Raw genomic sequence first — 25,684 nt, forward strand, 5'->3', positions numbered from 1 at the left:
ACTGGCCCCTGCCGGTTTCGCCGCCTAGATGGACACGAGGTTGCACGGGTCCCGGTGGAAATTGCGGAAATAGGCGGTGATCTGTGCGACCGTGTTCGTCGTCTGGTCAAACTCTAGCCCCATCTTTCCTGCCCGGTACCAACGCACCGTGCATTCCATATGTCCAAGTTCGGCGCAGTATACAGAAACGGTCGCCCCGCGTTTGGCTTCGATCCAGCCCTCAAGGTGGATGGCCATGCCGGACTTTGAGATATCGAGAACGCGCATGGTGAGCTTCTGCCCAATGAATTCAAGAGTGCCCCTGATGTGACAGCGAATCCTCTGACTGCGCCGACCGTCCGTGCTTAATTTGGCTGCAAGCATCTTTATGCGCTCCGTCAAAATGACTGAATGAAACGCAGAAAGCCTCGGCCAGGCGCCTTAACGGCATCTGGCCAAGTTCGTTAAAATGCGAGCAGTGGCCCTAGGAGAAATGAGGTATTTGGCCGGTTATCCCCGCGATTTACCGTTAACCGGGGCGGGCCCCCAGCCGTTTCAGCCCCGCAGGACGGGCCGGATCTCCTGATGGAAATGGCGGAAGTAGGCCGCGACCTTGGCGATCGAGTTGCTGTTGGGTCGGAACATGATGCCAACGCGTCCGCCATAGTTCCAACGGACGACGCCTTCGAGGTGGCCGATGTCGTCGTTTTCGATGGTGACCTGGCTGCCGGCGGCGGCGGTCAGCTTGGTCGCGAGTTCGAGCGCAAGGCCCGTGCGCGAGATGTTGATCACCCGTCCGTCCGCCACCTGCTTGAAGTAGTGGATCTTGCTGTCGAGCCGGCACCGGCTGCGAGGCGATTTGCGGACATCCATTCCAAGATTATTGCTCATGCTTATCGTCCTGAAGAACAACCATTGCAGGAGCATAGTGCCGATCTGTGAGGTTCGGCTAAAACAATTCGTTAGAATTCAATGGATCGCCTTCAAAGTCCTACATTGGGTCGTTCGATCACCTCGCGCAGCGCAAAGCTGGAATTGATCTTCACGACATGCGGAAGCGCCGAGAGCCAGTCGCGATGGATCCGCTCGTAGTCTTCGAGGTCCTTCGCCGCGACCCGCAGGATGTAGTCGTATTCGCCCGACATCAGGTAGCAGACGAGCACATTGGGACAGCGCTTCACGGCCGATTCGAACTCGGTCAGCGTCTTGGCGAACTGGCCTGACAGCGAGATATGCACGATGACCATCATCTTGTAGTCGATCGCCTTGTGCGAAAGGCGGGCATGGTAGCCGCTGATCACACCTGCCTTTTCCAGCATGTCGTGCCGCCGCGAGCAGGCGGATGGCGACAGGCCCACCTTCTCGGCAAGCTCCGCATTGGTCATCCGGCCATTCTCCTGAAGCGCCTTCAGAATGGCACGATCGATGGCATCCAGTTCCGCCATTCGTAGCTTTCTCCGTTTTGCGGCCTCCTGACGCAAGAAGCTGCGAATTGCATCGCGCCGCAGCCCTCACTTTGCAAGGACATTTTGCGGCAACAATGTTTCAATTTTCGTATCTGAAGCGACAAGCGGCGCGAAGCCGCCGGATGAGAGGAACGAGAATGCGCGTCGGTTGCCCCAAGGAAATCAAGAACCACGAATACCGCGTCGGCCTGACGCCGGGAGCGGTCCGCGAATACGTGGCCCATGGCCATGATGTCCTGATCGAAACGGGGGCAGGTGCCGGCATCGGCGCCGACGACCACGCCTATGTCGCCGCTGGCGCGAAGATCGCAGCCACAGCCAAGGACGTGTTCGAAAAGTCCGACATGATCGTCAAGGTCAAGGAACCGCAGCCGTCGGAATGGGTGCAGCTGCGCGAAGGCCAGATCCTCTACACCTATCTGCATCTCGCGCCCGATCCGGAACAGACCAAGGGCCTGATCGAGTCCGGCGTCACGGCCATTGCCTATGAAACCGTGACCGACGAGCGCGGAGGCCTGCCGCTGTTGGCCCCGATGTCGGAAGTGGCGGGCCGTCTCGCGATCCAGGCGGGTGCGACGGCTCTGCAGAAGGCCCATGGCGGCCGTGGCATCCTGCTCGGCGGTGTGCCCGGCGTATTGCCGGCCAAGGTCACCGTGATCGGCGGCGGCGTCGTCGGCCTGCATGCGGCCAAGATGGCGGTTGGCCTTGGTGCCGATGTCACCATCCTCGACCGCTCGCTGCCGCGCCTGCGCCAGCTCGACGATATCTTCGGCGGTCGAGTCCACACCGTCTACTCCACCATCGATGCGCTTGAGCAGGAATGCTTCTCCGCCGACCTCGTCATCGGTGCCGTGCTGATCCCGGGCGCTGCTGCGCCTAAGCTCGTGACCCGCGAAATGCTGTCGGGCATGAAGAAGGGCGCTGTTGTCGTCGACGTCGCCATCGACCAGGGCGGCTGCTTCGAAACCTCCCACGCAACCACCCATTCCGACCCGACCTATGTCGTCGATGGTGTCGTGCATTACTGCGTGGCCAACATGCCGGGTGCGGTTCCGATCACGTCTGCCCACGCGCTCAACAATGCGACGCTGGTCCATGGTCTGGCTCTTGCCGATCGTGGTCTGCGCGCGATTGCCGAGGATCGCCATCTGCGCAACGGCCTGAACGTGCACAAGGGCCGCATCACCAACAAGCCGGTGGCCGATGCCCTGGGCTATCCGGCCCATGCGCCGGAATCCGTGCTGAACGTAGCGTAAGGCCGCATTCTCCGGTCGCCTCACCTTGCGTCAGGTCCGCGACTATCTCGTGTAACGCCGCTGATCCGGGCCGGCCTTCCCCTTGGCCGGCCCGTTTTTGTCTGTGCTATCAGCTCCGCTCGATCCGGCACTGATAGCAGTTGTTGCGGGCCGAGCGGACATGCAGATAGGCGATCTCCGGATTGGAGAAGAGCTCTTCGGCGCGCTTGGTGATCCCCTGCGTTTCCACCACGCCGCCGCTGCCATAGACAATGCGGTCGTCGTGGCCATATCCGCGCACGATGTAGTCGGGGCTATCGAGCATGGTGGGCAGAACGTCTGCCGCCTCGTAGCGCGGGCAGGCTTCTGCATGCAGGAAGATCGGACCTGTCTCGGCATAGGGCTGGAGCGTCGGGAAGGGGCGGTAGGCGAGGGTCAGATAAGGCTCTCCCGACGCGATTGGTCCGAGGCAATGGCGGCAGGGATAGCCGCCGGGCGAGATGCGCTGCTCCGGGGCAAGGCCATAGGCATCGGAGGCACCCTCCCGGTAGGCGGCGGCATCTGCGGACGGCATGGGGACGAAGTGGACGGCTGTCATGGACATCTCTCCTGAGGTTGGATGCCGCATTTTCATCTCAGCCGCTCCAAAGCTGCCACCCGATTCCTGCGCGGTGAGATGTTGTCAAAAATGGCGTTTTTCTCTCGCTTAACCTCTGCGGTAGATACTGGGGCGACAACAGATCGGGTAAGGGGCTCCCATGACTTCTTTCAAGTCCGCCGCGGCGGCCGTGCTGGCATTCTCCGCCACATGTCTCTTCCAGCCATCCATGGCAGCCCGGGCGGCCGAGCTGACCGCAGAGCAGGTCGAGGAAGGCCAGAGATTCGTCGTCAACAACGCGATCTTCATCCTCTTCCATGAGGCGGGCCACATGCTGGTCTCGGAATTCAACCTGCCGGTGCTCGGCCGTGAGGAGGATGCCGTGGATGCGCTCTCCTCCGTCTTGTTGCTCGGCGCCGAGGACGAGGACCTCTACACCACCATGCAGGACAGTGCCGATGGCTGGTTCCTGCTGGATGAAGCCAAGGAAGACGGCCCGCAGGAGGATGACTTCATGGGCACGCATGGCCTGGATCGCCAGCGCGCCTATGCGATCGTCTGCATGATGACGGGTGCGAATGCCGAGTTCTTCAAGGAATTCGCCGACTCGCTCGAATTTCCCGCCGAACGACGCGAGGAATGTCTCTTCGAATACCAGAAGGCCCGCGACAGCTGGATGAGCCTTCTCGCCGCCAACATGAAGGAGGGCGCCAAGACCAAATTCGAGGTGACTTACGAGCCCGCCGGCAATGAGGATCTGCAGGGTTTTGCCGATCTGCTGAAGAGTGCCGGCGCGCTGGAAACGATCGCCAACGTCTTCGGTGAAGGCTACAATCTGAAGGACGGCATCAAGATCACCGGCAAGACCTGTGGCACCGAAAACGCCTTCTGGTATGCAGGTGGCCGCGAGATCACCTATTGCTACGAAATGGCAGCCTTCCATGCCGGGCTGATCTCCACCTGGTTCGAAAACCAGACCGCTGGCGGAGAGGATGCCAGCGGCGAAGAGGATGCCAGTGGCGAAGAAGTGGCTGACGAGACCTCCGAAGAAGAAACCGAAGCCACAAGCGTCAAGCTGAAGAAGAAGGACTGAGCGACGGCTCTCAGCCGTCCCGCTTCATCAGCGCCAACAGTTCCTGGTCGGTCAGCGGATCGACCAGGGCGTCGTAAGTGCCGACCGGCGAAAAACCGAATTGCTGGTAGAGCTGCAGTGCGCGGGGATGGTCAAGCGAATTGGTGGTGACGGTTACCGTCTTCGGATTGGTGGCCCAGGCGGCATAGAGACACTGCAGCAGGAACCACTTGCCGATTCCAAGCCCCAGCGCATGCTCGAAAAGGCCGAAATAGGAGAGTTCTACAAGGTCGTCGCTTTCCTGCGACAGCTCGTAGAAGCCGGCCGGCGCCCCATTTACATAGAGAACCGAGATCGACACCTTCTGATGATGGATGATCGCCTTCAGCTGGTCGTCGGGCAGACGCAACCGCTCGTACCAATGCCAGCGGGCGCCGACCTGGCGATGCAGGAAGCGGTAGAAGGGGAGCGGGATCTCATGCGTGCGCATGATCGCGGTCTGGATATTGACCGGAACCGGCAGGCTGGATTTCGGCGGTGCGGTCATTTCCAGCCGCGTGACATGGGCGGTCAGCGGCCCTGATGTCTTCGAGGCGAGCGGTTCGGCAGGGCCTGTCACGACGGGGGTGTCGGTCTTCGAGCCCCATTCCGACCAGGAGCCGTCATAGAGCGAATTGTCGGTATGCCCGAGGCTCTCCAGCGCCAGCGTCACGACCGCTGCCGTCACGCCCGAGCCGCAAGAGGTCACCACGGGATTGTTGAGGTCGATGCCCGCATTGGTGAAGATCGAGCGCAGCGTCGCGAGATCCTTGAGGCGACCGTTTTCAGACAGCGAGGCTGCGGGTACGCTGCGCGAACCCGGAACATGGCCGGATCGCATGCCGGCGCGGGGTTCGGGCTCTTCGCCGGTGAAGCGTCCGGCGGGGCGAGCATCGGCGATCTGCTTGTCGCCCTCGTCGGCAATGGCCGACATCTGGTCGAAGGAGGTGAGTTTGGCCCGGTCGAAATGTGCTTCGAAGGTGACGGGTGCCGGTTCCGGCAGGTCGGTTTCGAGCTTGCGGCCCTCCGCCTTCCAGCCGTCGATGCCGCCGTCGAGCACATAGACGCGGCGCGCGCCCATGACACGGAACATCCACCAGACGCGCGGGGCGGAGAAGAAGCCGGGACCGTCATAGACGACGATCGTATCCTCGGCGGAAATGCCGAGCTGACCGACGGCCTGGGCGAAGAAGGAGGGCGAGGGCAGGGAATGGGGCAGGCCCGTCGACGTATCGGCGATCACGTCCTGATCGAAGAAGACGGCGCCGGGGATATGGCCGGAGGCATATTCGACGGCGCCGTTGCGGTTATGCGCCGGCAGATACCAGGAGGCATCGACAAGTTTGAATCCGGGCGCCCCGAGGTTCTTTTCGACCCAATCCGCCGAAACGACGAAACGGCTTCTTTCACCCGACATGCACTTCTCCCGTAGTGTTCCTATGGCTTAGGTCTCCGGGGCTCCAAAGCGAATGCGGAACCGGCGGTTCTCCTTGCCCTTCTTTTCGATCTTGGCGATATGAATCGCACCGACCTCCTGGGTCTCCGAAACATGTGTGCCCCCGCAGGGCTGGCTGTCAACGGCGGAGTTCTCGCCGATACAGACCAAGGACACCCGACCAAGGCCGACGGGCGGGCGAACATTCTTCGACTTGACGATGCCGGGGTTCGCCGCAAGCTCCTCGTCGGTGATCCACTGGAGATAAACGGGATGGTTCTCGCCGACGAGTTTCATCAGGTCTGCCGTCACCTGATCCTTGTCGATGGTCTCGCCCATGTCGAAATCGACCCGGCTTTCCTCTTCGCCAACAGCAGCACCCGTGATCGGATAGGAACAGACGACGGAAAGCAGGTGGCAGGCGGTGTGCATGCGCATGAGCTTGTAGCGGCGCGGCCAGTCGACATGCAGCACAAGCTTTTCACCGACCAAAGGCAGGGGCTCGCCGTCTACAGGGCGATGCAGGATCACGTCCTTGGTGGCGCCGTGGCGGGTTTCTCCGAGCTGGATGTGGCTGCCATCCTCGCGCTCGAAAAAGCCGGTGTCACCCGGCTGGCCGCCGGAGGCGGCATAAAAGCAGGTCTGATCGAGTTCGACCGCGCCATCGTCATGCACGGATATGACCACCGCCTCCGCCGTCGAGAGATAAAAATCGTCGCGGTAGAGGGCGATGGTGGTCATGGCAGTGCTTTCGATGGATATCAGACAGTCTCGAAGGGCAGGTCGAAGGTCGGACGCTTTTCGAGCCAGGCCGGAACCGGCAGACCCTTCGAGCGCAGGAAGTCCGGGTTGTAGAGCTTCGACTGGTAGCGGTTGCCATAGTCGCAGAGGATCGTCACGATCGTGTGGCCGGGGCCGAGATCCCGGGCCAGACGCATGGCGCCGGCGATGTTGATACCCGAGGAGCCGCCGAGGCAGATGCCCTCGTTTTCGACGATGTCGAAGACGATGTCGAGCGCTTCGGAATCGGGGATCTGATAGGCGAAATCGGGCGTGAAGCCTTCGAGATTGGCGGTGATGCGGCCCTGGCCGATGCCCTCGGTGATCGAGGAGCCGGAGGATTTCAGCTCGCCATTCTTGTAGTATTCGAAGAGCGCGGCCCCTTCCGGATCGGCAATGCCGATCTTGACGGAGGGCTTCCTATTGCGAAGGCCCATGCCGGTGCCGGCCAGCGTGCCGCCCGAGCCGACGGCGCAGATGAAGCCGTCGACGGCGCCGCCGGTCTGCTCGAAGATCTCCTTCGCGGTCGTTGCGATATGGGCGTCGCGGTTGACGGTGTTGTCGAACTGGTTGGCCCAGATCGCCCCGTTCGGCTCGCTCTTCGCAAGCTCGGCGGCGAGACGCCCGGAAATCTTCACATAGTTGTTCGGGTTCTTGTAAGGCACCGCCGGCACTTCGACGAGCTCGGCGCCGAGCAGCTTCAGCGCGTCCTTCTTTTCCTGGCTCTGGGTCTCCGGGATGACGATCACGGTGCGATAGCCGAGCGCTTTCGCCACAAGGGTGAGGCCGATCCCGGTATTGCCTGCCGTGCCCTCGACGATCACGCCGCCGGGACGCAACAGCCCGCGCCGCTCGGCATCACGGATGATGAAGAGTGCTGCGCGATCCTTCACCGACTGGCCGGGATTGAGGAATTCGGCCTTGCCGAGAATGGTGCAGCCGGTCGCCTGAGAGGCGCCTTTCAGCCGGATGAGAGGCGTATTGCCGATCGCCTCGAGCACGGAAGGGTGGAATGCCATGATGTCTGCCTTTTTTGTCTGACGCGGACACTAGAACCAAAAGCGCGGGGAAGAAAACCGGAAAACCACATGAATTTGTCCTTCTGGACAAGATTATGCGGGCAAAACGGCTGGCGCGGGAATGAACCCGTCTTTTCCGCCTCGGGGACATCAAAGGCAAGGAATGGCTTTTCGCTGTGGGCCAAGCGGAGGGAAAATGCGTTCGGGGAGGGGTTGCAGCTATTGAGTTCAGGTGTACGATTTAGGTTGTAAATTATGCGTCTGCCGGAAGGTTCTGGGAACTGGGGGGGGAATGCTGGAGAAGCTGATAGACCTACTGACCAGCGATAAGGTTGACGGTGCAAAGTTACACATCATTCTCATTCTATTGGGATCGATTGTGGTATTCTTTGCTGAAAAAATTCCTCTGGACGTCGCCGAGCGCGGAGTTGTCCAGATAGCTGGCTTCATTGTTCTGATAGTTGGACTTGGCCTTTTATTCATCTCGACCGTAGATCGCTTGTTTCGTGTCTCGACCTTGGGTGGTTTGGCGGATGGCATTCTGTCTGGGCTAGTGGCGAGTTCGTTCGTCTCAATTCTGTTCTTTGCGCCCAGTTCACAGTCAAACGAAGAAGATTTCTTTTTGTACAGGATTTTTTTGGTTGGCGTGTACGGTATGCTCTATGGAGGGCTTATCGGTACATTTACAGTCTTCTTTGTTTCGCGAACTCATAACATATACAGATTCTTCTCTGCATCGTTGATTTTTTTTGTGTGCTTTGTCTGGGGGGTGAGCTCTTTTGTTTTTCCGAGGATGCCTGTTGTCGAATCAGACCCAATAACTATGGGTGAAATTTACCTGATGCATGTTGTGTACATCGTGATCTTTACCGCCGTGCACTCGAAAGGAGTTTTGATTTTTAAGGAGTTTAGCAGATTCGATGTCTACATCGGGGGCAGTGTGGCGCTCATCTTTGTGTTGGCTGGCGTCAAGGTGAATCATGTCTATCCTGTCGGCGGGTTCGGTGACGAAAGGATATGGAGCGCCACTTTCTATGTTGACTACAAGCCAAGTTATTACCTTTTTGGTTTGGCAATGGTTGTAATGTTTATGTACGCGTCACTGAGCATAGTTCGTATATTCCACGAGTTTAAGATGGATAAAATAGAAGGGGTAGATTGAGTAGGTTCTACGCTACCGCACGCAAACTCCCAGGGCATGGCGCAAAGGGTCGCCGCTTTCGCCCTCACTCCGCCTTCAACCCCTGAAACGCTGCCATCGCCGCATCCCTGGCCTTGCCGTGATCGACGATCGGCTTGGGATAGGTCTTGCCGAGGCTGACGCCTGCGTCCTTCAGCACCGTCAGCGGCGCCTCCGAAGGCTTGTGGATGAACTTAGCAGGCATGTCCTTCAGCTCCGGCACGAAGCGGCGGATATACGCCCCTTCGGGGTCGAATTTCTCGCCCTGGCTCACCGGGTTGAAGATGCGGAAGAAGGGGGCGGCGTCGGCGCCGGAGCCGGCGACCCATTGCCAGCTGGCGGCATTCGAGGCCGGGTCGGCATCGACAAGCGTGTCGCGGAACCAGCGCTCGCCTTCGCGCCAGTCGACAAGCAAGTCCTTGATCAGGAAGGAGGCGACGATCATGCGCACGCGGTTGTGCATCCAGCCGGTCTGCCAGAGCTGGCGCATGCCGGCATCGACGATCGGATAGCCGGTCTGGCCGCGCTGCCATTTTTGAAGCAGGTCCGGCGCGTCGCGCCAGGGAAAGGCGTCGAACTTGGCGTTCCAGTTCTTGGTTGCCAGATCCGGGAAATGGAAGAGCAGGTGATAGGAGAAGTCGCGCCAGACCACCTCCTTGCGGAAATGGATATAGTCTTCGCTGGCATAGTCGTCCGAGAGGCCACGTGTCGCGTGCCACAGCGTTGCGGGCGAAATCTCGCCGAGCGCCAGATGCGGCGACAGTTTCGAGATATGCGCTTCGCCGGGAAAGTCGCGGCGGGTGCGGTAGCCCTTGAGGCCCGATTTGACGAAAGCCGCCAGCCGCTTGTGGGCACCGGCCTCGCCGGGCTGCCATTCGGCCTCGAAGCCCCTGGCCCAGTTCGGTCTGGTCGGCAGCAAACCCCAGTCCGTCAGCGTCTCACTGTCCGGCCAGTGATCGGGAGCGGGCAGGGCCGGCGGCGCGGGGATCGGCTCGGGCGGTTCGCCGGAATTGTCCAGCGCCTTCCAGAAGGGCGTATAGACGCGGAAATTGCCACCGGCACCGGTCTTGAGCTTGGTCGGCTCGTGCAGGATCTGGCCGGCAAAGGTGCGCACCTCGATGCCATCGACGATCAGTTTCGCCTTGAGCGCCTTGTCTATGGCAATGCCGCAGGGATCGTAGCGGCGGTTCCAGAAGACCGCGGAGGCCCCGGTCTCGGCGAGCAGCGCCGCGAATACGGTTTCGGCCGGGCCACTGCGCAGAATGAGCCGCGAGCCCAGGCCTTGAAGCGAGGCTCCGAAGGCATCGAGGGAATGATGCAGCCACCATTCTTGGGCCGCCCCGAGCGGGCCGGTGCCGACCGCTTCGGGCTCGCGGATATAGAGCGGCAGGATGCGGAAGCCTTCGGCGGCGGCGGTTGCCAGGGCCGCATGGTCTGAAAGCCGCAGGTCCTTGCGGAACCAGAGGATGAGCGTCTTGGAACGGGTGTCGGGCATGCAATGTCTTCTTCGTTGGCTTTGATAGCCATACGAAACACGACGGTCAGGGGATCACGCCGCGATCACGATTCTGCGTTGCCGAGTGCGGGCCCCAGAAGGGGCCGTCAGGCGGCAGAGCGACCCGGGGCTGCGCGACGGGCCTGTTCGGCGCGCAGCATCGCCATGATCTGCTGGGCGTTTTCGCGCACATAGAGGCGATGCAGCTTTTCGGCGACCGGGGCGGTCGTCAAAAGGCAGGTATAGCCCTCCCGCTCGTACCAGCGGAAATCCACCACATTGTCCATGTTGACGTAGAAGGGAAAGCCGTCCCCGTCGTGAAGCTCAAGCCACATCGGCCGTCCTCCTTGCATGCCTTTTCGTTGAGGCAAGGAGATAGCAGCCAAAGGTGAAGAGGGGGTTTCGAGGCGGCTGCCGGAACCATCTCACCAGATCTTGCAGTGGTACGGCCGGACAAGAAAGCAAAAGGCCCGCAGCCTGTTGAGGCGCGGGCCTTGGAATGAGATGGCTCCCCGGGCCGGATTCGAACCGGCGACCTGTCGATTAACAGTCGAATGCTCTACCGCTGAGCTACCAGGGAACAGCCGCTTGGCGCGGTGTGAGCGGGGTAATACTGATGCTCGCTCCGTTTGCCAAGCGGTTTTTCAAAAAAAATGTCATCCTCTTGTTTTTATATGGGGACACACCATCTGCAGGAGCGCTGAGAGGGGACCGAAATCCCTTGGAATCGAGGAGTTTTTCGCATGCCCGACCGCCGTTACCGCCTTGATCATGCGCGGGGGCGTCTCGTGCTCGGCGGGCTCGAAATTCCGGTCCCGCGGTCGCGGACTGGTCGAATCGTCACCGGCACGGCGCTGGTCGGCGGTGGTTTCCTCGGTTTCCTGCCGGTGCTCGGCTTCTGGATGGTGCCGCTCGGCCTGATCGTTCTCTCGCACGACATTCCCGCCGTCCGCCGCCGCCGCCGTCGCATTGCCGTGTGGTGGAGCCGGCGCAAGGATGCGCCGAAGGCAGATCGCCGGGGCTGAGGCGCTGGTTCCGCGCTCCGACATGTCATAGTGAAATGACCGCCCCTGATCCGTGCCCTAAGGTGCCGGGACGCACTCGGGAGCGACAAGACGGTTCGCATCATTTCGTTCCCGGAGAAACGAGGTGAAGTGACCCATTCGATTCTGGCGGAGAGTTCCTTGATCCTGACGCCCAGAGACTTTCACATCATTGAGCAGGCCATGCAGGTCGTGACATCGGTTGATCCGCGTGGTGCCGACAATGGGCATCGCGAGGCGGTCGGCCGGGCGGTGATCCGCCTTTACACAGCAGGCATGACCGATCCGGACCGTCTGGCGGATGCGGCCAGCACCATGGCCGCGACCCGGCTGCTTGATCGCCGGCGTTGGCGCGAGGGTGGCTGAGGGCAGCCGGCGAGGGGATCGGCGCCATCCACAATATGCGCTCGAAAATCGCTGAATTTCCCCTTGCGCTTACTCTCGATCCGTTCTAAATGCCGCCCACCACACGCACTTTTCTACTCGGATGGCCTCGTGGCGGAGTGGTGACGCAGAGGACTGCAAATCCTTGTACCCCGGTTCAATTCCGGGCGAGGCCTCCATCCGAACCTTCACAAAAAGCTGAACTTGTGCGCGGTCGATACTCTCCTCGACCGCAGGGTCTCGTGCCTGTCATCGGCCAAAACTGTGCCGATCGCCCCCGGCCGGTCGTTGCGCCCGATCTTGGCCGATCGGTCCGATTGCGCCGGCATGCGCACTCCCGCATGAGCTGGCTCTTGCGCCAACAGGAGCCATTGCCATGCGTGTCACCCTTTCTCTTTTTCTTGCCGCCGGTCTTGCTGCTATTGCCCAGCCGACCCTCGCTGAGACTCTCTCGTTTACGCTCGACAACCAGACCCCCAACATGATCGTGCAGTTCCATGCCACGCCCGCAGATGGCGGCACGCGCACCGAACTGCTGAAGAAGAAGGGACTTTATGGCGGGCAATCGCGCAAGCTGACGATCGCCGACGGCAGTGACGCCTGCGTCTACAAGATCCGCGCGGTCTTCGAGGATGACAGCTTCTATGATGTGCGTGACGAGATCGATTTCTGCGAAAACGATACCTACACGCTGGCCGACTGATCCGCCCGTCCTGCGGCTGCGTCACCGGGCGGTCGCGAGATTCTGTGATGCGAAGGCCCGACCGGCTTGAAAGCGCCTCTGCCTGCAATTAAAGACGGGTGGATAGCCGCTATGGCCGGTCGACACGGGGCGCGAATGAAATGATGGATTACGCAGCAGCACGCACCAAGATGGTGGACAACCAGATCAGGACGACGGACGTCACGTCCCATTCGGTTCTGAACGCCTTCCTCTCGGTGCCGCGTGAAGCCTTCGTTCCGGCCGAGCTGAAGCCGCTCGCCTATATCGACGAGGACATGCAGGTCTGTCCGGCGCAGAACGGCAACCCGCCGCGCTACATCATGGAGCCTTCGCCGCTCGCCAAGCTGCTGCAGCTCGCCGCCATCACCAAGGATGACGTGGTGCTGGAGATCGGCTGTGGTGCCGGTTATGCCGCAGCCCTGCTGTCGCTGCTGTCTGGTTCGGTCGTGGCGACCGAGAGCGACGAAGCGCTGGTGACGAAGGCGACCGAAAAACTCTCCGAGCTTGGCTATGACAATGTCGCAGTCGTATCCGCCGCGCTGGAAGGCGGTTATGCCGCAGAAGCCCCCTATGACGTGATCTTCGTCAATGGTGCCGTCGAGGAGCTGCCGGAGGCTCTCCTGGCGCAGCTGCGCGAAGGTGGCCGTCTCGTGGCGGTCGTCGGCTATGGCAATGCCGCGCGTGCGCGCCTCTATGTCAAGAACGGTGGCATCACTTCCTACACCGAATACTTCAATGCGGCGGTGAAGCCGCTGCCGGGCTTCCGCAAGGCCGCGGCCTTCGTTTTCTGAAGGTCGATCCGAAATGCGCGTTCAGGGCCCGCCACGTGCGGGCCTTTTCGTGACCGCGCAACAAAGTTGTGCATCACGGCAATTCCTGATCCGGGCGTGATTTTTTTCCGCAACCGCGTATCCTAGGGTGAGCGCGAATCGGCCCAGGGCAATCGCCCGGGTCGGCAATTTCTGAGGACAACGGGGATTAGTATGGCTCAGCCAAGCGTAGCGCGTGAACCGTCCATGGAAGAGATCCTGGCATCGATTCGCCGGATCATCGAAAGCAATGACCCGCTGAACGGTGGCAGCCTGTCCCAGGATGTCTCGGCCCTGTCCGACGACTACGAGCAGAGCGAAGAAGACAACGGTTATGATGGCGGCGATTTCGTTGCAGCCAATGATGCAGGCTCTGCTTTCCCTGTCTTCCAGCGCGAGATCGAGCGCGCCGAGGTGATGCCCGCTGAGGAGCCGGCTCGCGACCCGGCAGCCGAGGCGCCGAAAAGCGTGTCGCTGGCCGACCTGGCTGCCCGTGTTCGCTCTGCCTCCGAGCGCATGGAACGGCCGGTGCAGTCGAGCGCCCCGACCATTTCCAGCACGCCGATCCAGGCAACCGTGGTGCAGCCGCGCCGCGACATGCCGCAAGCCGCTGAGCAGCAGGCACGTGCGGCAGCCCCTGTGATGGCGACCCGCCTTTCCGAAATGCGCGACCAGCAATTGCGTCCCGCACTTTCGCCAGAGCCGGCGCCGTATGCCATGCAGCGTGCCGCAGCCGAAGCGGAGCATCCTGCGGACCCGGCTCCGATGGCGCGCATCGCCTCGGTCGAGGTTCGCGTCGAGCGCCAGGAGCCAAGGTTCGTTGAGGCGGCTTTCGAGCCGACCTATGAAGAGCTTGAACCGGAAATGCAGGCATCGCCATCGTCCGTCGAGCTGCAGCGGGAAACCGAAAGCGAAGGCCGTGATCTGACCGCGTTGGTGTCTGCTGCGACCGTCGAACAGGTGTCACGTTCCTTCTCCGATCTCGCCGCCGCCTTCGATGGCACCGAGCGCCGCTCGCTCGACGAGATGGCCGAGGACATGCTCCGCCCGATGCTGAAGGACTGGCTCGACGACAACCTGCCGACGCTGGTGGAGCGCCTCGTGCGGGAAGAAATCGAACGCGTCGCCCGCGGCCCGCGACGCTGATCGAAGCATCCTCAGGGATCATGGGCCGCTCGTGAGAGCGGCCTTTTTTATTGACTCGAATTGGCCAGTCCTGTTTACCAACCCACATCCAGAACTCGAAAAGTCCGGTCGCAAAATGCTCGAAAAGACCTATGATTCAGCCGCCGTCGAACCGAAAATTGCCAAAGCCTGGGAAGACGCCGATGCGTTCCGCGCCGGCGCCAATGCCAAGCCCGGCGAGGACACCTTCACCATCGTGATCCCGCCGCCGAACGTGACCGGCTCGCTGCATATGGGCCATGCGCTGAACAACACGCTGCAGGACATCATGGTCCGCTTTGAGCGCATGCGCGGCAAGGATGTGCTGTGGCAGCCGGGCATGGACCATGCCGGCATCGCAACCCAGATGGTGGTCGAGCGCAAGCTCGCCGAAAACGGCCAGAACCTCACCCGCCGCGACATGGGCCGCGAGGCCTTCATCGAAAAGGTCTGGGAGTGGAAGGAAGAATCGGGCGGCCTGATCTTCAACCAGCTGAAGCGTCTTGGCGCCTCCTGCGACTGGTCGCGCGAACGCTTCACCATGGACGAAGGCCTGTCGGCGGCTGTCCTCGAAGTCTTTGTTACGCTCTACAAGGAAGGCCTGATCTATCGCGGCAAGCGGCTGGTCAACTGGGACCCGAAGTTCGAGACGGCGATTTCCGACCTTGAGGTCGAGAACAAGGAAGTTGAAGGCCATATGTGGCACTTCAAATATCCGCTCGCCGGTGGTGCGACCTATACCTATGTCGAGAAGGACGAGGACGGCAACGTCACCTTCCAGGAGGAGCGCAACTACATCTCGATCGCGACGACGCGACCTGAGACCATGCTCGGCGACGGCGCGGTTGCCGTCCATCCCTCGGATGAGCGTTATGCCGCGATCGTCGGCAAGCTCTGCGAGATCCCGGTCGGGCCGAAAGAACATCGCCGCCTGATCCCGATCATCACCGACGAATATCCGGATCCGAAATTCGGCTCGGGCGCGGTCAAGATCACCGGTGCGCATGACTTCAACGACTACCAGGTCGCGCGCCGCAACAAGATCCCGCTTTACCGCCTGATGGATACCCAGGCCAAGATGCGCGCCGACGGCGAGGACTATGCCGTCTACGCAGCACGGGCCCTTGAGATCGCGAAAACCGGCCAGCTGCCGAACGAGGCGGAGGTCGATGATATCAACCTGGTGCCGGAAGAGTATCGCGGCCTGGATCGCTACGATGCCCGCAAGCGGATTGTCGATGCGATCAACGCAGAGGGTCTAGCCGTCACCACCAAGGATGATGAGGGCAATGACATTCCCTTCGTCGAGAACAAGAAGATCATGCAGCCCTTCGGTGACCGTTCTGGCGTCGTCATCGAGCCGATGCTGACCGACCAGTGGTTCGCCGACGCCAAGACGCTCGCCGAACCGGCGATTGCTTCCGTTCGCGAGGGGCGCACAAACTTCGTTCCGAAGAACTGGGAAAAGACCTATTTCGAATGGATGGAAAACATCGAACCCTGGTGCATCTCGCGCCAGCTCTGGTGGGGCCACCAGATCCCGGCCTGGTATGGTCCGGACGGCCAGGTCTTCGTCGAGAAGACCGAGGAAGAGGCGCTGCACGCCGCCATCCAGCACTACATCGCCCATGAAGGTCCGTGGAAGGCCTGGGTCGAGGAGAAGCTCGAGAACTTTAAGCCGGGCGAGATCCTGACCCGCGACGAGGACGTGCTCGACACCTGGTTCTCCTCGGCCCTTTGGCCCTTCTCGACGCTCGGCTGGCCCGACAACACGCCGGAACTGGCGAAATACTACCAGACTGACGTTCTCGTCACCGGCTTCGACATCATCTTCTTCTGGGTCGCCCGGATGATGATGATGGGCCTGCACTTCATGAAGGACGAGGAGGGCAATCCGGTCGAGCCCTTCCACACGGTCTATGTGCATGCGCTGGTTCGCGACAAGAACGGCCAGAAGATGTCGAAGTCGAAGGGCAACGTCATCGACCCGCTGGAACTGATCGACGAATATGGCGCGGACGCCCTGCGCTTTACGCTGGCGATCATGGCGGCCCAGGGCCGCGACGTGAAGCTGGATCCTGCCCGCATCGCCGGCTACCGCAACTTTGGCACCAAGCTTTGGAACGCGACACGTTTTGCCGAAATGAACGGCGTGAAGGCTGATCCGAACTTCCTGCCGCAGACGACATCGCTTGCGATCAACCGCTGGATCCTGACCGAGCTGGCCCGCACCGAACGGGAAGTGACGGAAGCGATCGAAAGCTACCGTTTCAACGATGCGGCCAGCAGCCTCTACCGCTTCGTCTGGAATCAGTTCTGCGACTGGTATCTGGAGCTCCTGAAGCCGGTCTTCATGGGCGACGACGAAGCGGCCAAGAAGGAAGCCCAGGCCTGTGCGGCCTATGTGCTGGAAGAAACCTACAAACTGCTGCATCCCTTCATGCCCTTCATGACGGAAGAGCTTTGGGTCCATACGGCCAGCGAAGGCACGACCCGCGACACCCTGCTCTGCCATGCCGACTGGCCGAAGCCAGAATTCTCGGACGAGAATTCGGCGGCCGACATCAACTGGCTGATCGATCTCGTCACCGGTATCCGCTCGGCCCGCTCGGAAATGAACGTGCCGCCGGGCGCCACAGCCCCGCTCGTCGTGGTCGGCGCCAATGGCGTCACCCAGGAACGCCTCCTGCGCCACGATGCGGCGATCAAGCGGCTCGCCCGCGTCGAGACGATCACGGTTGCCGAGGTTGCGCCGAAGGGTGCAGCCCAGATCGTCATTGCCGAAGCCACCGCCTGCCTGCCGCTTGGCAGCCTGATCGATGTCGGCGCTGAAAAGGCCCGTCTCGAAAAGGCAATCGGCAAGGTTGATCAGGAAATGGCCCGCATCGCCGGCAAGCTGAACAACGAAAAGTTCGTGGCCAATGCCAATCCGGAGGTGGTCGCGGCTGAACGTGAGCGTTATCAAGAGCTTGAGGTGCAGAAGGCGAGCCTCGAGACGGCGCTGAAGCGGGTCGTCGAGGCAGGATGAGGTCTCTGCTGCGTCAGGAATGAATTTCTAAGGGCCGGATTTCAGATCCGGCCTTTCCGTTTTCGCGTTTGGCCACGATGGGACCGGCCATATTGATGCCATTTATAACGATTCTTCGACATATTTCGATGTGGTACGGGATTTTGCTGCAAGTGCGAAGGGCGAATGCATAAAATCACATCATCCACATCATCACATGGCCTGTGGCGCGCTTGCAACGCACGGGCTCGTCCGTGGAAAAAAAATCCACATCTGGCGCTTTAGATCGCGCCTGATGGAAATATCATCCAAAATGGGTCGTATTTGACGTTAACGTCAAAAAGGTTACGTAAAAATTTCGGCAATTCTGCGCCTGTGTGACCTCTGTCACCGGATTGTCATTCCGCCATTCCTGTCTACTATGCAAATCACAGTTTTGCCGGAATTGGGGAGAGACATGGCGAACCACTTGATGAAGACAACGGCCCTCGGCCTGATCGCTGCATGCGCATTCGTGGGAGGCGCGCAGGCTGGCGGTCTTGAACGGGCCGGCTACAACATCGATCTTCTGTTCGATCCGGGCCAGTACACGTTCGAAAGCGGTGTGGTTTACGTGGCTCCGCAGCGCAAGCTCGAGAACGTCGTGGATGAAGACGCCTCTGACAGCACCATGACGACCGCGCAGGGTTACTCGGACAGCACGACCGAGACCGAGAATTATTTTGTTCCGCGCATCGGCTTCAAGGCTGGTCTGACGGAAGGTCTCGACTGCCTTGCCGACTATTCGCAGCCTTGGGGCGTGCACACAAATCCGGGCGCTGATTGGGTTGGTGCTCAACAAAACATCGAGACTAAGGTCGACAGCGACAACTATGCGCTGACCTGCTCGTACAAGTTCGACGCGGGTGCTGGCCAGCTGCGTGTCATCGGTGGTGCCTTTTACCAGGAAGTTGGCGGCTTCAAGGAGCGCCAGGTAGTAACGTCCGAGACGCTGACTGCACTCGGACAGACCACGACTGGTGTTGGACGGCTTGATCTTGAAGGTGACGGCTATGGCTGGCGCTTCGGTGTCGCCTATGAGATCACCGAGTATGCCCTGCGTGCAAGCCTCGTTTACAACAGCGAGGTCAAGCTCGACAATATCACCGGTACGCTTGATCTGACCGAAATTCCGTTCGTGGGCGGCGTTCTGACGAATCCACTGTTTGGCCAGGTGACGGATGTCTACGGCTCGGCAGTTATGCCCGATACGGTCGAGTTGAAGCTTCAGTCTGGCATCGCGCCGGATTGGCTTGCATTCGGCTCTGTGAAGTGGACTGACTGGAGCCAGCTGCAGCGTATTCCCTTCTTTGCTGAGGGGACGACGACTGAAGCCACCGCTCTCGAACTTGCGTACCGTGACGGCTGGACAGTCAGCGGCGGTATCGGCCACAAGTTGAACGACCAGTGGAGCGTTGCAGGTTCGGTCACTTGGGACCGTGGTACTGCGCAGGGCTTTGGCAGCCAGACCGATGTCTGGACCTTCGGCACGGGGGTATCCTACACCCCGAGCGAGAACGTCGAGTTCCGCGTAGCCGGCGCACTGAGCCTCCTGACTTCGGGCAGCTCGGGTGAAGTGACGGTCGATGGCGTGACCTACGGCGAGGACGTCTCCTATGACTTCGGCACCGACCTTGTTGCCGCCGTTTCGACGTCCCTCAAGGTCCGCTTCTGAGCCTTGCTGACCTGAAGATCCAGAAGCCCGGCTTGTCCGGGCTTCTTTCGTTTCGGTCCCTCGCGCCCATCTTTCAGCATTCCGGAATGTGTCGATTCTGCAACATCGCATCTATCCTTCGCTGGCCGTCACGCGGGTGCCGAATTTGTCCATTTCCCGCCACAAACGAAGAGCACCGGTGGATGAAGGAACGGCAGGCGCCGTGTCCGGTGGGTGGCGTTAAGAGTTTCACATGAGCCTCTGGGGCGAAAATAGGGTGCTGATAGCAATGACTTCGGTCGCTTTTGGGGAGCGGTCGGCAGGTTGGACGGGGCAAAACGAGCAGGCGTGTTTGGCCGCCCCGGTCTTGCCGGAAATCCAGTCTACTCTCTTGTCCATGCAACAAGGAACGACAAAGGGCTGTGACGGAGGCTCCGATCGAGCAATCGCTCATGAACCGTCTATTCATCGGTTTGATGTAATCTTGAACTCGGGCGCAGTTGAACTCGCCGCAGTTGCGGGGCGGAGCATCTGATGTCCATCATGACTTGGAAAATGTGCGGGCCCATGCGTCTACGCGACTGGAAGTCTTCGGCAGTGCTTTTGGCGGCAGCTCTTTTGCTGTCGTGGAGCCCTTCTGCCCGGGCCTTCGACATGAATGCCGGCGTCAGCAAGGAATCCGGTCCCTTCGATCTCTTCAAGTTCGGCTTCAACGCCTACAAGAAGGGTCAGAAGGAAGAGGCCGTCGAGGCCTATCGTTATGCCGCCGAGAAGGGCCATACCGGTTCGCGCTGGGCGCTGGCCAACATGTATGCGGCCGGTGACGGCGTCGTCGAGAACGACTTCGAGGCCTTCAAGATCTATGCCGAGATCGCCAATCAGGGCGTCGAGCCGGGTTCGGCTGATACTGGCTTCTTCGTCAATGCGCTCCTGTCGCTGGCCCGCTACTATCGCCAGGGAATCCCCGAAACTCCGGTCAAGGCGGATCTCGCCCAGGCGCGGCAGATCTATTTCCAGGTGGCATCCACCTTCGGTGTGCCGGAAGCGCAGTTTCAGCTGGCGCGCATGATCCTGGCGGGCGAGGGCGGCAGTGTGAACGTCCAGCAGGCGAAGAAGTGGCTGAACATGGCGCGCAAGAGTGGCCATGCCGGTGCCATGTCGATCTTCGGCAATGTGCTTTTCGAGGAAGGTCAGACCGTGCGCGGTCTTGCATTCCTGACGGCAGCGCTGGAGCGCTGCAGCGCTAAGGATTGTCCCTGGATGCAGGACCTGCAGGAGCGCGCCTTCTCGCTCGCCTCCGAGGATGATCGCCGCGTAGCCGTGGCATTGGCGCCGCAGGTCTACGAGCAGGGCGACTGATCTTCGGACCGTTTTTTGAGATGCTGCAAGGGCGCCCAGCAGGCGCCCTTTTTCATGGGTCTCAGCCGCCCGCTCCGGGAGCCGGCCAGGTCAGGTAGACATAGATGCCGCCGACAGTGATAAAGCTCGCGCTCTTGCCCGTTGTCCTGTCGATATGGGCGCCGCTGTCGGTGAGCTGATAGCCGCCGGTGCGCTCGCGGCTGAGATTGCTCTTGAGGAAGTTCGACCAGTCGCTGGCGGTAACGCTCCTGGCGTCGCGATCAGCGCTCTCCTCGTCTGGCAGGAAGGCCGTGACCTGGCGGCCGCTCGGTGCATCGGTCACCTCAAGCGTGCCGTCCTCCAGCGCCGACAGCATCTCCTTCGCCTTCACCGCATCACCCGTGCGCGTCATTTCCTGCAGGCGATCCTTCAATCCGGTCATGAACGAGGCAGTCCGGATGTCGTCGGAAATCTCCTCCTGCACCGCTTCTGCGTCCTGCGCTGCGCTGGATCTCAGCCAGCTCTGGTCATAGGTGTCGTCGTCTCCACCTTCGGCAGCGTCTCCATAGGTGCGCATGAGATTGCCGAGCGACGCATTGAAATAGTCGGCGGGACTGGTGTCGGTCGCAGCCGTATTCTGAGCGGCCGTCTCCCGGGAGACGCGCATGTAGATCTGGCTCATCAAGAGCTGCGTTGAGGCGATGGAGGATACCATGGCTGAACTCCCATGCTCGATCGGGATGCGGCGAGGTCATGCCCCGCGCAGCCCCGTGTGATCGTCAGGCTCCCTGATAGGACGCCTGACTTGCATGGGGCTTGTTGGCGCGACGGGACGCTGCCCGCTCGTTCAGAAGTGGAAATGCCCCACCACCGGAACGTGGTCGGAGGGTTTTTCCCAGGCGCGAACATGTTTTTCGATCGCGGTCGAGCGCAGTCGGTCGGACGCCTCGGGCGAAAGCATCAGGTGGTCGATGCGGATGCCGTTGTTCTTCTGCCAGGCGCCCGCCTGATAGTCCCAGAAGGAGAAGAGCGGTGTCTCGTCATTGGTGGCGCGCACGGCGTCGACAAAGCCGAGGTTTTCCAGGCGTCGGAAGGCAGCCCGGGTCTGCGGCAGGAAGAGCGCATCGGTCACCCACTGGCTCGGGTCCTTCGCATCATGCGGTTCCGGGATGACATTGTAGTCACCCGCCAGGATCAGAGGCTCCTCAAGCGCCATGCGATCGCGGGCGAAGGCTTCGAGCCTTGCCATCCAGGCGAGCTTGTAGGGGTATTTGATCGGATCGTCGGAAGGATTGCCGTTCGGCAGATAGAGCGAGCAGACGCGCACCACGCCGCCTTCGACGGAAAATACGCCCTCGATGAAACGGGCCTGTTCGTCGGTCTCGTCACCGGGCAGGCCGCGATTGACTTCATCGGGCTTGATCTTGGAGAGAAGGGCGACGCCGTTGAAGCCCTTCTGGCCATGGGTCTCGACGTGATAGCCGAGCGCCTCGATCTCCCCACGCGGAAACCCTTCGTCGACCGACTTGATCTCCTGCAGGCAGGCGATATCGGGATCGCTATCCTTCAGCCACTGGCACAGGTTCTCGATGCGCGCCTTGACGCCGTTGATGTTCCAGGTGGCAATTTTCATCATGCACTCACACGGAGAAGCTGGTGCCGCAGCCGCAGCTCGCCACCGCATTGGGGTTCTTGATCTGGAACGACTGGCCGAGCAGGTTGTCGACGAAGTCGATCTCGGAGCCGGCCATGTAGATCAGCGACATCGGGTCGATGAGCACGGTTGCGCCGTCACGGCTGATCACGATGTCGTCGCCGGCAGGCTGGCCGTCGAGGTCGAATTTGTAGGAGAAGCCGGAACAGCCGCCGCCTTCGACGGAGACACGCAGCGCCTGCTTCTCGGCATCGGCGGCGACGATCGCGGCGATTCGCTTCGCGGCGGCTTCGGAAAGGGTAACGGTTTCGGTGCTCATTTGGCCTCCTGCCGGGTTCAAGGCCCGGTGAAAACGGTCTTAGTCTCAGCAAATCACCGCATTGTCACGCAATTGCGTGATTTTTGATAAGGCGGCGTGGTCCGAAACGGCTTCGGAACCCGCATCGCCTTGCGGCTTTGTCCGCTATAGGTATGAAGGCACAAGAGTTGCGTCAATGGGGAGCAAGCGGCACAGGCATGACGATTGATCAATCAGCACTGGGTTTCGGCACGGGCGAACGGGCGGTCTATGCGACCAATCCCTGGAAGAGCCGGGGGCGCCTGTTTGCCGAAGGCGGCAGCCTGACGCGCTCCGATTTCCAGCGCGACCGTGACCGCATCGTCCACACGACCGCCTTCCGTCGCCTCAAGCACAAGACCCAGGTCTTCATCGGCCCCGATGGCGATCATTATCGCACGCGTCTGACGCACACGATCGAGGTGGCGCAGATTGCCCGTGCGCTGGCGCGTGCTCTGAAGCTCGACGAGGATCTGGCGGAAGGTGTGGCCCTCGTCCATGACTTCGGCCACACGCCCTTTGGCCACACCGGCGAGGACGCGCTGCATGAGGTGCTGGAGCCCTATGGCGGCTTCGACCACAATGCCCAGTCGCTGCGCATCGTGACAAAGCTGGAGCGGCGTTACGCTGATTTCGACGGGTTGAACCTCACATGGGAAGCGCTTGAGGGTCTTGTGAAACACAATGGGCCGCTGCTGACGAAGGACGGGCAGGGGACACGTGGTCCGGTTCCGCAGCCGATCCGCGACTACTGTGAAATTCATGATCTAGAACTGGCAAGCTTTGCCGGTCTCGAAGCCCAGGTCGCTGCGATCGCCGATGACATCGCCTACAATACCCATGACATCGATGACGGCCTGCGCTCAGGTTACCTCACCTTCGAGATGCTGGAAGACGTGCCCTTCCTCGCAGGTCTGATGAAGGAGGTGCGCGACCGCTATCCGCATCTCGATCCTGACAGGTTCACTCACGAGATCATGCGCCGGCAGATCACCCGCATGGTCGAAGATGTGATTGGCGTCGCGCAGGACCGCTTGAAGCAGGTCGAGCCGCAGAGTGTCGAGGACATCAGGGCGGCTTCAATGACGATCGCCACCTTCTCGGACCAGATGGCCGAGACCGACAAGGCGATCAAGAAGCTGCTGTTCAGCCGCATCTATCGCCACCCCGACATCATGCGCATCCGCGCCGCGGCCGCCGAGATCGTCACCGACCTCTTCAACGCCTATATGAACGACCCGAAACTGATGAAGAGCCACTTCTGGGTCAACCATATTTCCGGTCTCAATGACGGCCAGAAGGCCCGCCATGTCGGGGACTATCTGGCCGGCATGACCGACACCTATGCGGTGCGAACGCATCGCGAGCTGTTTGACCGGACTCCCGAATTGCGATAGGCACCCGACGAAATTCTTTAGAGAACGCCGGGGCTGAGCTCCGGCGCGCAGGGACACGCCATGAACCTTTTCGCCGATTTCGAAATCCGGATCAAAGCAGCGCTCGACGAGATCGAGGCGGTGCGCGAGAAGCGCGACAGCCTCGACTTCAGCCGCATCGTCGTTGAGCCGCCGCGCGATGCAAGCCATGGCGATGCTGCGACCAATGCCGCAATGGTGCTCGCCAAGGGCATGGGCATGAACCCGCGCGCGCTGGCCGACCTGATCGGCGAGAAGCTGAAGCAGGATGCCGATATCGCAGACGTCAACGTCGCCGGTCCCGGCTTCATCAATATCCGCCTGTCGGTCGCCTATTGGCAGCGTTTGCTGGCGGTGATGATCCGCGAGGGAACGAGTTTCGGCCGCTCAACGGTTGGCACCGGTCACAAGGTCAATGTCGAATATGTCTCGGCCAACCCGACAGGTCCGATGCATGTCGGCCATTGCCGTGGCGCCGTCGTTGGCGACACGCTCGCCAACCTGCTCGGCTTTGCCGGCTATGAGGTGACCAAGGAATACTACATCAACGACGCTGGCGCGCAGATCGATGTGCTCGCCCGCTCGGCCTTCCTGCGCTATCGCGAGGCGCTCGGCGAGGAGATCGGCGAGATCCCGGCGGGTCTTTATCCGGGCGACTACCTCGTGCCGGTCGGCAAGGCGCTTGCGGACGAATACGGCACCAAGCTCTACGGCATGCCGGAAGAGGACATGCTTGCCATCGTCAAGGAAAAGGCCATCGACGCGATGATGGCCATGATCCGCGACGATCTCGCCACGCTCAATGTCCATCACGACATCTTCTTCTCCGAGCGCACGCTGCATGCCAACAATGCCGCGAAGATCCGCACGGCGATCAACGACCTGACCTTCAAGGGCCATGTCTATCGCGGCACCTTGCCGCCGCCGAAGGGCCAGCTTCCGGAAGACTGGGAAGACCGCGAGCAGACGCTGTTCCGCTCGACCGAGGTCGGTGACGATATCGACCGTCCGCTGATGAAGTCGGATGGCTCCTACACCTATTTCGCTGCCGACGTTGCCTACTTCAAGGACAAGTTCGACCGCGGCTTCTCCGAGATGATCTATGTTCTCGGTGCTGACCACGGCGGTTACGTGAAGCGGCTGGAAGCCGTCAATCGTGCCGTCTCCGAAGGCAAGTCGAAGCTGACCGTTCTGCTCTGCCAGCTGGTCAAGCTCTACCGCGACGGCGAGCCCTTCAAGATGTCGAAGCGCTCGGGCGACTTCGTGACGCTGCGTGAAGTGGTCGAGGAAGTCGGCCGCGATTCGGTGCGTTTCATGATGCTCTATCGGAAGAATTCCGAGCCGCTCGACTTCGACTTTGCCAAGGTCACGGAGCAGTCGAAGGATAACCCGGTCTTCTACGTGCAATATGCGCACGCCCGCTGCATGTCGATCATGCGCCAGGCGAAGGAAGCGTTCCCGGATCTCGAAATCGAGAAGCTCGACCTTGCCAGTGCCGTAATGGGACAGATCGAAGACCCGACGGAACTGTCGCTGGTGGCCAAGCTTGCCGAATATCCGCGGATTATCGAGGCGGCAGCACTGTCGCAGGAGCCGCATCGTCTTGCATTTTACCTGCATGATCTGGCAAGCTCGCTGCATGCTCACTGGAATAAGGGCAAGGATTCGCCCGAATTACGCTTTGTTAACGATAAACATAGAGAATTAACCATCGCCAGGCTTGGGCTGGTGCATGCTGTCGCCTCCGTGTTGAAGTCGGGACTGGCCATTACTGGCACCGAAGCTCCGGTCGAAATGCGATAGTATCGTCACCAATTC

25 protein-coding genes and 2 tRNA genes are annotated in these 25,684 nt (G+C 60.8%); 14 read left to right on the forward strand and 13 right to left on the reverse strand.

Going from position 1 to position 25,684, the window contains the following annotated elements; translation table 11 throughout:
• Positions 1-24: 24 nt before the first annotated feature.
• From J2045_RS09955 to J2045_RS09965, 3 genes are all read right to left on the reverse strand, one after another.
• The gene (locus J2045_RS09955; RefSeq protein ID WP_307372227.1) at positions 25-363 is read right to left on the reverse strand and encodes a PilZ domain-containing protein; all 339 of its coding nucleotides are present in this window, start codon (positions 361-363) and stop codon (positions 25-27) included.
• A 171-nt stretch (positions 364-534) separates the two neighbouring features.
• Complete coding sequence (locus tag J2045_RS09960) at positions 535-870, reverse strand: PilZ domain-containing protein (protein WP_166599510.1); 336 nt, start codon at positions 868-870, stop codon at positions 535-537.
• A 92-nt stretch (positions 871-962) separates the two neighbouring features.
• Positions 963-1,424, reverse strand: coding sequence for an Lrp/AsnC family transcriptional regulator (locus tag J2045_RS09965; RefSeq protein ID WP_307372230.1), 462 nt, complete (start codon positions 1,422-1,424; stop codon positions 963-965).
• Between the two features lie 158 nt (positions 1,425-1,582).
• Here J2045_RS09965 and ald point away from each other — a divergent pair, with 158 nt between their 5' ends.
• Positions 1,583-2,701, forward strand: coding sequence for an alanine dehydrogenase (ald, locus tag J2045_RS09970; RefSeq protein WP_307372231.1), 1,119 nt, complete (start codon positions 1,583-1,585; stop codon positions 2,699-2,701).
• Positions 2,702-2,810: 109 nt separating this feature from the next.
• On the opposite strand, the gene J2045_RS09975 is transcribed toward ald, so the two are convergent.
• Complete coding sequence (locus tag J2045_RS09975) at positions 2,811-3,278, reverse strand: DUF1203 domain-containing protein (protein WP_307372233.1); 468 nt, start codon at positions 3,276-3,278, stop codon at positions 2,811-2,813.
• Between the two features lie 160 nt (positions 3,279-3,438).
• Between J2045_RS09975 and J2045_RS09980 the strand changes: the two genes are divergently transcribed.
• On the forward strand, positions 3,439-4,371 hold the full coding sequence (locus J2045_RS09980; RefSeq protein ID WP_307372236.1) for a DUF4344 domain-containing metallopeptidase: 933 nt from the start codon (positions 3,439-3,441) through the stop codon (positions 4,369-4,371).
• 10 nt (positions 4,372-4,381) lie between these two features.
• On the opposite strand, the gene sseA is transcribed toward J2045_RS09980, so the two are convergent.
• From sseA to J2045_RS09995, 3 genes are read right to left on the reverse strand one after another with little or no spacing between them, the layout of a single operon-like run.
• On the reverse strand, positions 4,382-5,806 hold the full coding sequence (gene sseA / locus J2045_RS09985) for a 3-mercaptopyruvate sulfurtransferase (RefSeq protein WP_307372239.1): 1,425 nt from the start codon (positions 5,804-5,806) through the stop codon (positions 4,382-4,384).
• Positions 5,807-5,833: 27 nt separating this feature from the next.
• Positions 5,834-6,565 carry an alanyl-tRNA editing protein gene (locus J2045_RS09990; RefSeq protein WP_307372242.1) on the reverse strand — a complete coding sequence of 244 codons (732 nt, stop codon included), beginning with the start codon at positions 6,563-6,565 and terminating at the stop codon, positions 5,834-5,836.
• 20 nt (positions 6,566-6,585) lie between these two features.
• Positions 6,586-7,623: a cysteine synthase A gene (locus tag J2045_RS09995; RefSeq protein ID WP_307372244.1), complete on the reverse strand. Its 1,038-nt coding sequence runs from the start codon at positions 7,621-7,623 to the stop codon at positions 6,586-6,588.
• A 292-nt stretch (positions 7,624-7,915) separates the two neighbouring features.
• Between J2045_RS09995 and J2045_RS10000 the strand changes: the two genes are divergently transcribed.
• The gene (locus J2045_RS10000) at positions 7,916-8,785 is read left to right on the forward strand and encodes a hypothetical protein (protein ID WP_307372247.1); all 870 of its coding nucleotides are present in this window, start codon (positions 7,916-7,918) and stop codon (positions 8,783-8,785) included.
• A gap of 64 nt (positions 8,786-8,849) precedes the next feature.
• Here the strand turns inward: J2045_RS10000 and J2045_RS10005 are convergent, their stop codons facing one another.
• The 3 genes from J2045_RS10005 to J2045_RS10015 form a co-directional block, all read right to left on the reverse strand.
• A complete protein-coding gene (locus tag J2045_RS10005; RefSeq protein ID WP_307372250.1) occupies positions 8,850-10,298 on the reverse strand; it encodes a cryptochrome/photolyase family protein in 1,449 nt (482 codons plus the stop codon).
• 107 nt (positions 10,299-10,405) lie between these two features.
• Positions 10,406-10,633, reverse strand: coding sequence for a hypothetical protein (locus J2045_RS10010; RefSeq protein WP_166599499.1), 228 nt, complete (start codon positions 10,631-10,633; stop codon positions 10,406-10,408).
• A gap of 170 nt (positions 10,634-10,803) precedes the next feature.
• Positions 10,804-10,878, reverse strand: a tRNA-Asn gene (locus tag J2045_RS10015).
• 163 nt (positions 10,879-11,041) lie between these two features.
• Here J2045_RS10015 and J2045_RS10020 point away from each other — a divergent pair.
• The 9 genes from J2045_RS10020 (at position 11,042) to exoR (ending at position 20,481) form a co-directional block, all read left to right on the forward strand.
• On the forward strand, positions 11,042-11,323 hold the full coding sequence (locus tag J2045_RS10020; protein WP_307372254.1) for a hypothetical protein: 282 nt from the start codon (positions 11,042-11,044) through the stop codon (positions 11,321-11,323).
• Positions 11,324-11,482: 159 nt separating this feature from the next.
• On the forward strand, positions 11,483-11,707 hold the full coding sequence (locus J2045_RS10025) for a hypothetical protein (protein WP_307372256.1): 225 nt from the start codon (positions 11,483-11,485) through the stop codon (positions 11,705-11,707).
• A gap of 123 nt (positions 11,708-11,830) precedes the next feature.
• Positions 11,831-11,904, forward strand: a tRNA-Cys gene (locus J2045_RS10030).
• Between the two features lie 197 nt (positions 11,905-12,101).
• Positions 12,102-12,428: a hypothetical protein gene (locus J2045_RS10035; protein ID WP_166599495.1), complete on the forward strand. Its 327-nt coding sequence runs from the start codon at positions 12,102-12,104 to the stop codon at positions 12,426-12,428.
• A gap of 140 nt (positions 12,429-12,568) precedes the next feature.
• Positions 12,569-13,240 (forward strand): protein-L-isoaspartate O-methyltransferase family protein, encoded by a 672-nt coding sequence (locus J2045_RS10040; protein WP_307372258.1) that lies wholly within the window; start codon positions 12,569-12,571, stop codon positions 13,238-13,240.
• 192 nt (positions 13,241-13,432) lie between these two features.
• A complete protein-coding gene (locus J2045_RS10045) occupies positions 13,433-14,404 on the forward strand; it encodes a PopZ family protein (RefSeq protein WP_307372260.1) in 972 nt (323 codons plus the stop codon).
• A 115-nt stretch (positions 14,405-14,519) separates the two neighbouring features.
• Positions 14,520-17,450 carry a valine--tRNA ligase gene (locus J2045_RS10050; protein WP_307372262.1) on the forward strand — a complete coding sequence of 977 codons (2,931 nt, stop codon included), beginning with the start codon at positions 14,520-14,522 and terminating at the stop codon, positions 17,448-17,450.
• A gap of 436 nt (positions 17,451-17,886) precedes the next feature.
• Positions 17,887-19,143: an OmpP1/FadL family transporter gene (locus J2045_RS10055; protein WP_370873067.1), complete on the forward strand. Its 1,257-nt coding sequence runs from the start codon at positions 17,887-17,889 to the stop codon at positions 19,141-19,143.
• A 546-nt stretch (positions 19,144-19,689) separates the two neighbouring features.
• Positions 19,690-20,481 carry an exopolysaccharide production regulator ExoR gene (gene exoR / locus J2045_RS10060; protein WP_166599605.1) on the forward strand — a complete coding sequence of 264 codons (792 nt, stop codon included), beginning with the start codon at positions 19,690-19,692 and terminating at the stop codon, positions 20,479-20,481.
• A 61-nt stretch (positions 20,482-20,542) separates the two neighbouring features.
• On the opposite strand, the gene J2045_RS10065 is transcribed toward exoR, so the two are convergent.
• From J2045_RS10065 to erpA, 3 genes are all read right to left on the reverse strand, one after another.
• Positions 20,543-21,175, reverse strand: coding sequence for a hypothetical protein (locus J2045_RS10065; protein WP_307372265.1), 633 nt, complete (start codon positions 21,173-21,175; stop codon positions 20,543-20,545).
• 132 nt (positions 21,176-21,307) lie between these two features.
• Positions 21,308-22,093 (reverse strand): exodeoxyribonuclease III, encoded by a 786-nt coding sequence (gene xth, locus J2045_RS10070; protein ID WP_307372761.1) that lies wholly within the window; start codon positions 22,091-22,093, stop codon positions 21,308-21,310.
• Between the two features lie 7 nt (positions 22,094-22,100).
• Positions 22,101-22,433, reverse strand: a complete 333-nt coding sequence (gene erpA / locus J2045_RS10075) for an iron-sulfur cluster insertion protein ErpA (protein WP_229576384.1) — start codon at positions 22,431-22,433, stop codon at positions 22,101-22,103.
• A gap of 197 nt (positions 22,434-22,630) precedes the next feature.
• On the opposite strand from erpA, the gene J2045_RS10080 reads away from it, so the two are divergent.
• The gene (locus J2045_RS10080) at positions 22,631-23,848 is read left to right on the forward strand and encodes a deoxyguanosinetriphosphate triphosphohydrolase (RefSeq protein WP_307372270.1); all 1,218 of its coding nucleotides are present in this window, start codon (positions 22,631-22,633) and stop codon (positions 23,846-23,848) included.
• Between the two features lie 60 nt (positions 23,849-23,908).
• On the forward strand, positions 23,909-25,669 hold the full coding sequence (gene argS / locus J2045_RS10085) for an arginine--tRNA ligase (protein WP_307372273.1): 1,761 nt from the start codon (positions 23,909-23,911) through the stop codon (positions 25,667-25,669).
• Positions 25,670-25,684: the final 15 nt, after the last annotated feature.

This window comes from Peteryoungia aggregata LMG 23059 (genome assembly GCF_030814435.1).
Lineage (GTDB): Bacteria > Pseudomonadota > Alphaproteobacteria > Rhizobiales > Rhizobiaceae > Allorhizobium > Allorhizobium aggregatum.

What these genes read in the sequence shown, in the direction of transcription:
- xth (WP_307372761.1), bottom strand. Translation starts at nt 22,093, where the DNA reads ATGAAAATTGCCACCTGGAACATCAACGGCGTCAAGGCGCGCATCGAG.
- J2045_RS10020 (WP_307372254.1), top strand. Translation starts at nt 11,042, where the DNA reads ATGCCCGACCGCCGTTACCGCCTTGATCATGCGCGGGGGCGTCTCGTG.
- J2045_RS10045 (WP_307372260.1), top strand. Translation starts at nt 13,433, where the DNA reads ATGGCTCAGCCAAGCGTAGCGCGTGAACCGTCCATGGAAGAGATCCTG.
- J2045_RS10005 (WP_307372250.1), bottom strand. Translation starts at nt 10,298, where the DNA reads ATGCCCGACACCCGTTCCAAGACGCTCATCCTCTGGTTCCGCAAGGAC.
- J2045_RS09990 (WP_307372242.1), bottom strand. Translation starts at nt 6,565, where the DNA reads ATGACCACCATCGCCCTCTACCGCGACGATTTTTATCTCTCGACGGCG.
- J2045_RS10040 (WP_307372258.1), top strand. Translation starts at nt 12,569, where the DNA reads ATGATGGATTACGCAGCAGCACGCACCAAGATGGTGGACAACCAGATC.
- J2045_RS10055 (WP_370873067.1), top strand. Translation starts at nt 17,887, where the DNA reads ATGGCGAACCACTTGATGAAGACAACGGCCCTCGGCCTGATCGCTGCA.
- J2045_RS10010 (WP_166599499.1), bottom strand. Translation starts at nt 10,633, where the DNA reads ATGTGGCTTGAGCTTCACGACGGGGACGGCTTTCCCTTCTACGTCAAC.
- J2045_RS09960 (WP_166599510.1), bottom strand. Translation starts at nt 870, where the DNA reads ATGAGCAATAATCTTGGAATGGATGTCCGCAAATCGCCTCGCAGCCGG.
- erpA (WP_229576384.1), bottom strand. Translation starts at nt 22,433, where the DNA reads ATGAGCACCGAAACCGTTACCCTTTCCGAAGCCGCCGCGAAGCGAATC.
- J2045_RS09975 (WP_307372233.1), bottom strand. Translation starts at nt 3,278, where the DNA reads ATGACAGCCGTCCACTTCGTCCCCATGCCGTCCGCAGATGCCGCCGCC.
- J2045_RS10050 (WP_307372262.1), top strand. Translation starts at nt 14,520, where the DNA reads ATGCTCGAAAAGACCTATGATTCAGCCGCCGTCGAACCGAAAATTGCC.
- J2045_RS10080 (WP_307372270.1), top strand. Translation starts at nt 22,631, where the DNA reads ATGACGATTGATCAATCAGCACTGGGTTTCGGCACGGGCGAACGGGCG.
- sseA (WP_307372239.1), bottom strand. Translation starts at nt 5,806, where the DNA reads ATGTCGGGTGAAAGAAGCCGTTTCGTCGTTTCGGCGGATTGGGTCGAA.
- J2045_RS09955 (WP_307372227.1), bottom strand. Translation starts at nt 363, where the DNA reads ATGCTTGCAGCCAAATTAAGCACGGACGGTCGGCGCAGTCAGAGGATT.
- exoR (WP_166599605.1), top strand. Translation starts at nt 19,690, where the DNA reads ATGCGTCTACGCGACTGGAAGTCTTCGGCAGTGCTTTTGGCGGCAGCT.
- J2045_RS09965 (WP_307372230.1), bottom strand. Translation starts at nt 1,424, where the DNA reads ATGGCGGAACTGGATGCCATCGATCGTGCCATTCTGAAGGCGCTTCAG.
- ald (WP_307372231.1), top strand. Translation starts at nt 1,583, where the DNA reads ATGCGCGTCGGTTGCCCCAAGGAAATCAAGAACCACGAATACCGCGTC.
- J2045_RS10065 (WP_307372265.1), bottom strand. Translation starts at nt 21,175, where the DNA reads ATGGTATCCTCCATCGCCTCAACGCAGCTCTTGATGAGCCAGATCTAC.
- J2045_RS09995 (WP_307372244.1), bottom strand. Translation starts at nt 7,623, where the DNA reads ATGGCATTCCACCCTTCCGTGCTCGAGGCGATCGGCAATACGCCTCTC.
- J2045_RS10035 (WP_166599495.1), top strand. Translation starts at nt 12,102, where the DNA reads ATGCGTGTCACCCTTTCTCTTTTTCTTGCCGCCGGTCTTGCTGCTATT.
- argS (WP_307372273.1), top strand. Translation starts at nt 23,909, where the DNA reads ATGAACCTTTTCGCCGATTTCGAAATCCGGATCAAAGCAGCGCTCGAC.
- J2045_RS10000 (WP_307372247.1), top strand. Translation starts at nt 7,916, where the DNA reads ATGCTGGAGAAGCTGATAGACCTACTGACCAGCGATAAGGTTGACGGT.
- J2045_RS09980 (WP_307372236.1), top strand. Translation starts at nt 3,439, where the DNA reads ATGACTTCTTTCAAGTCCGCCGCGGCGGCCGTGCTGGCATTCTCCGCC.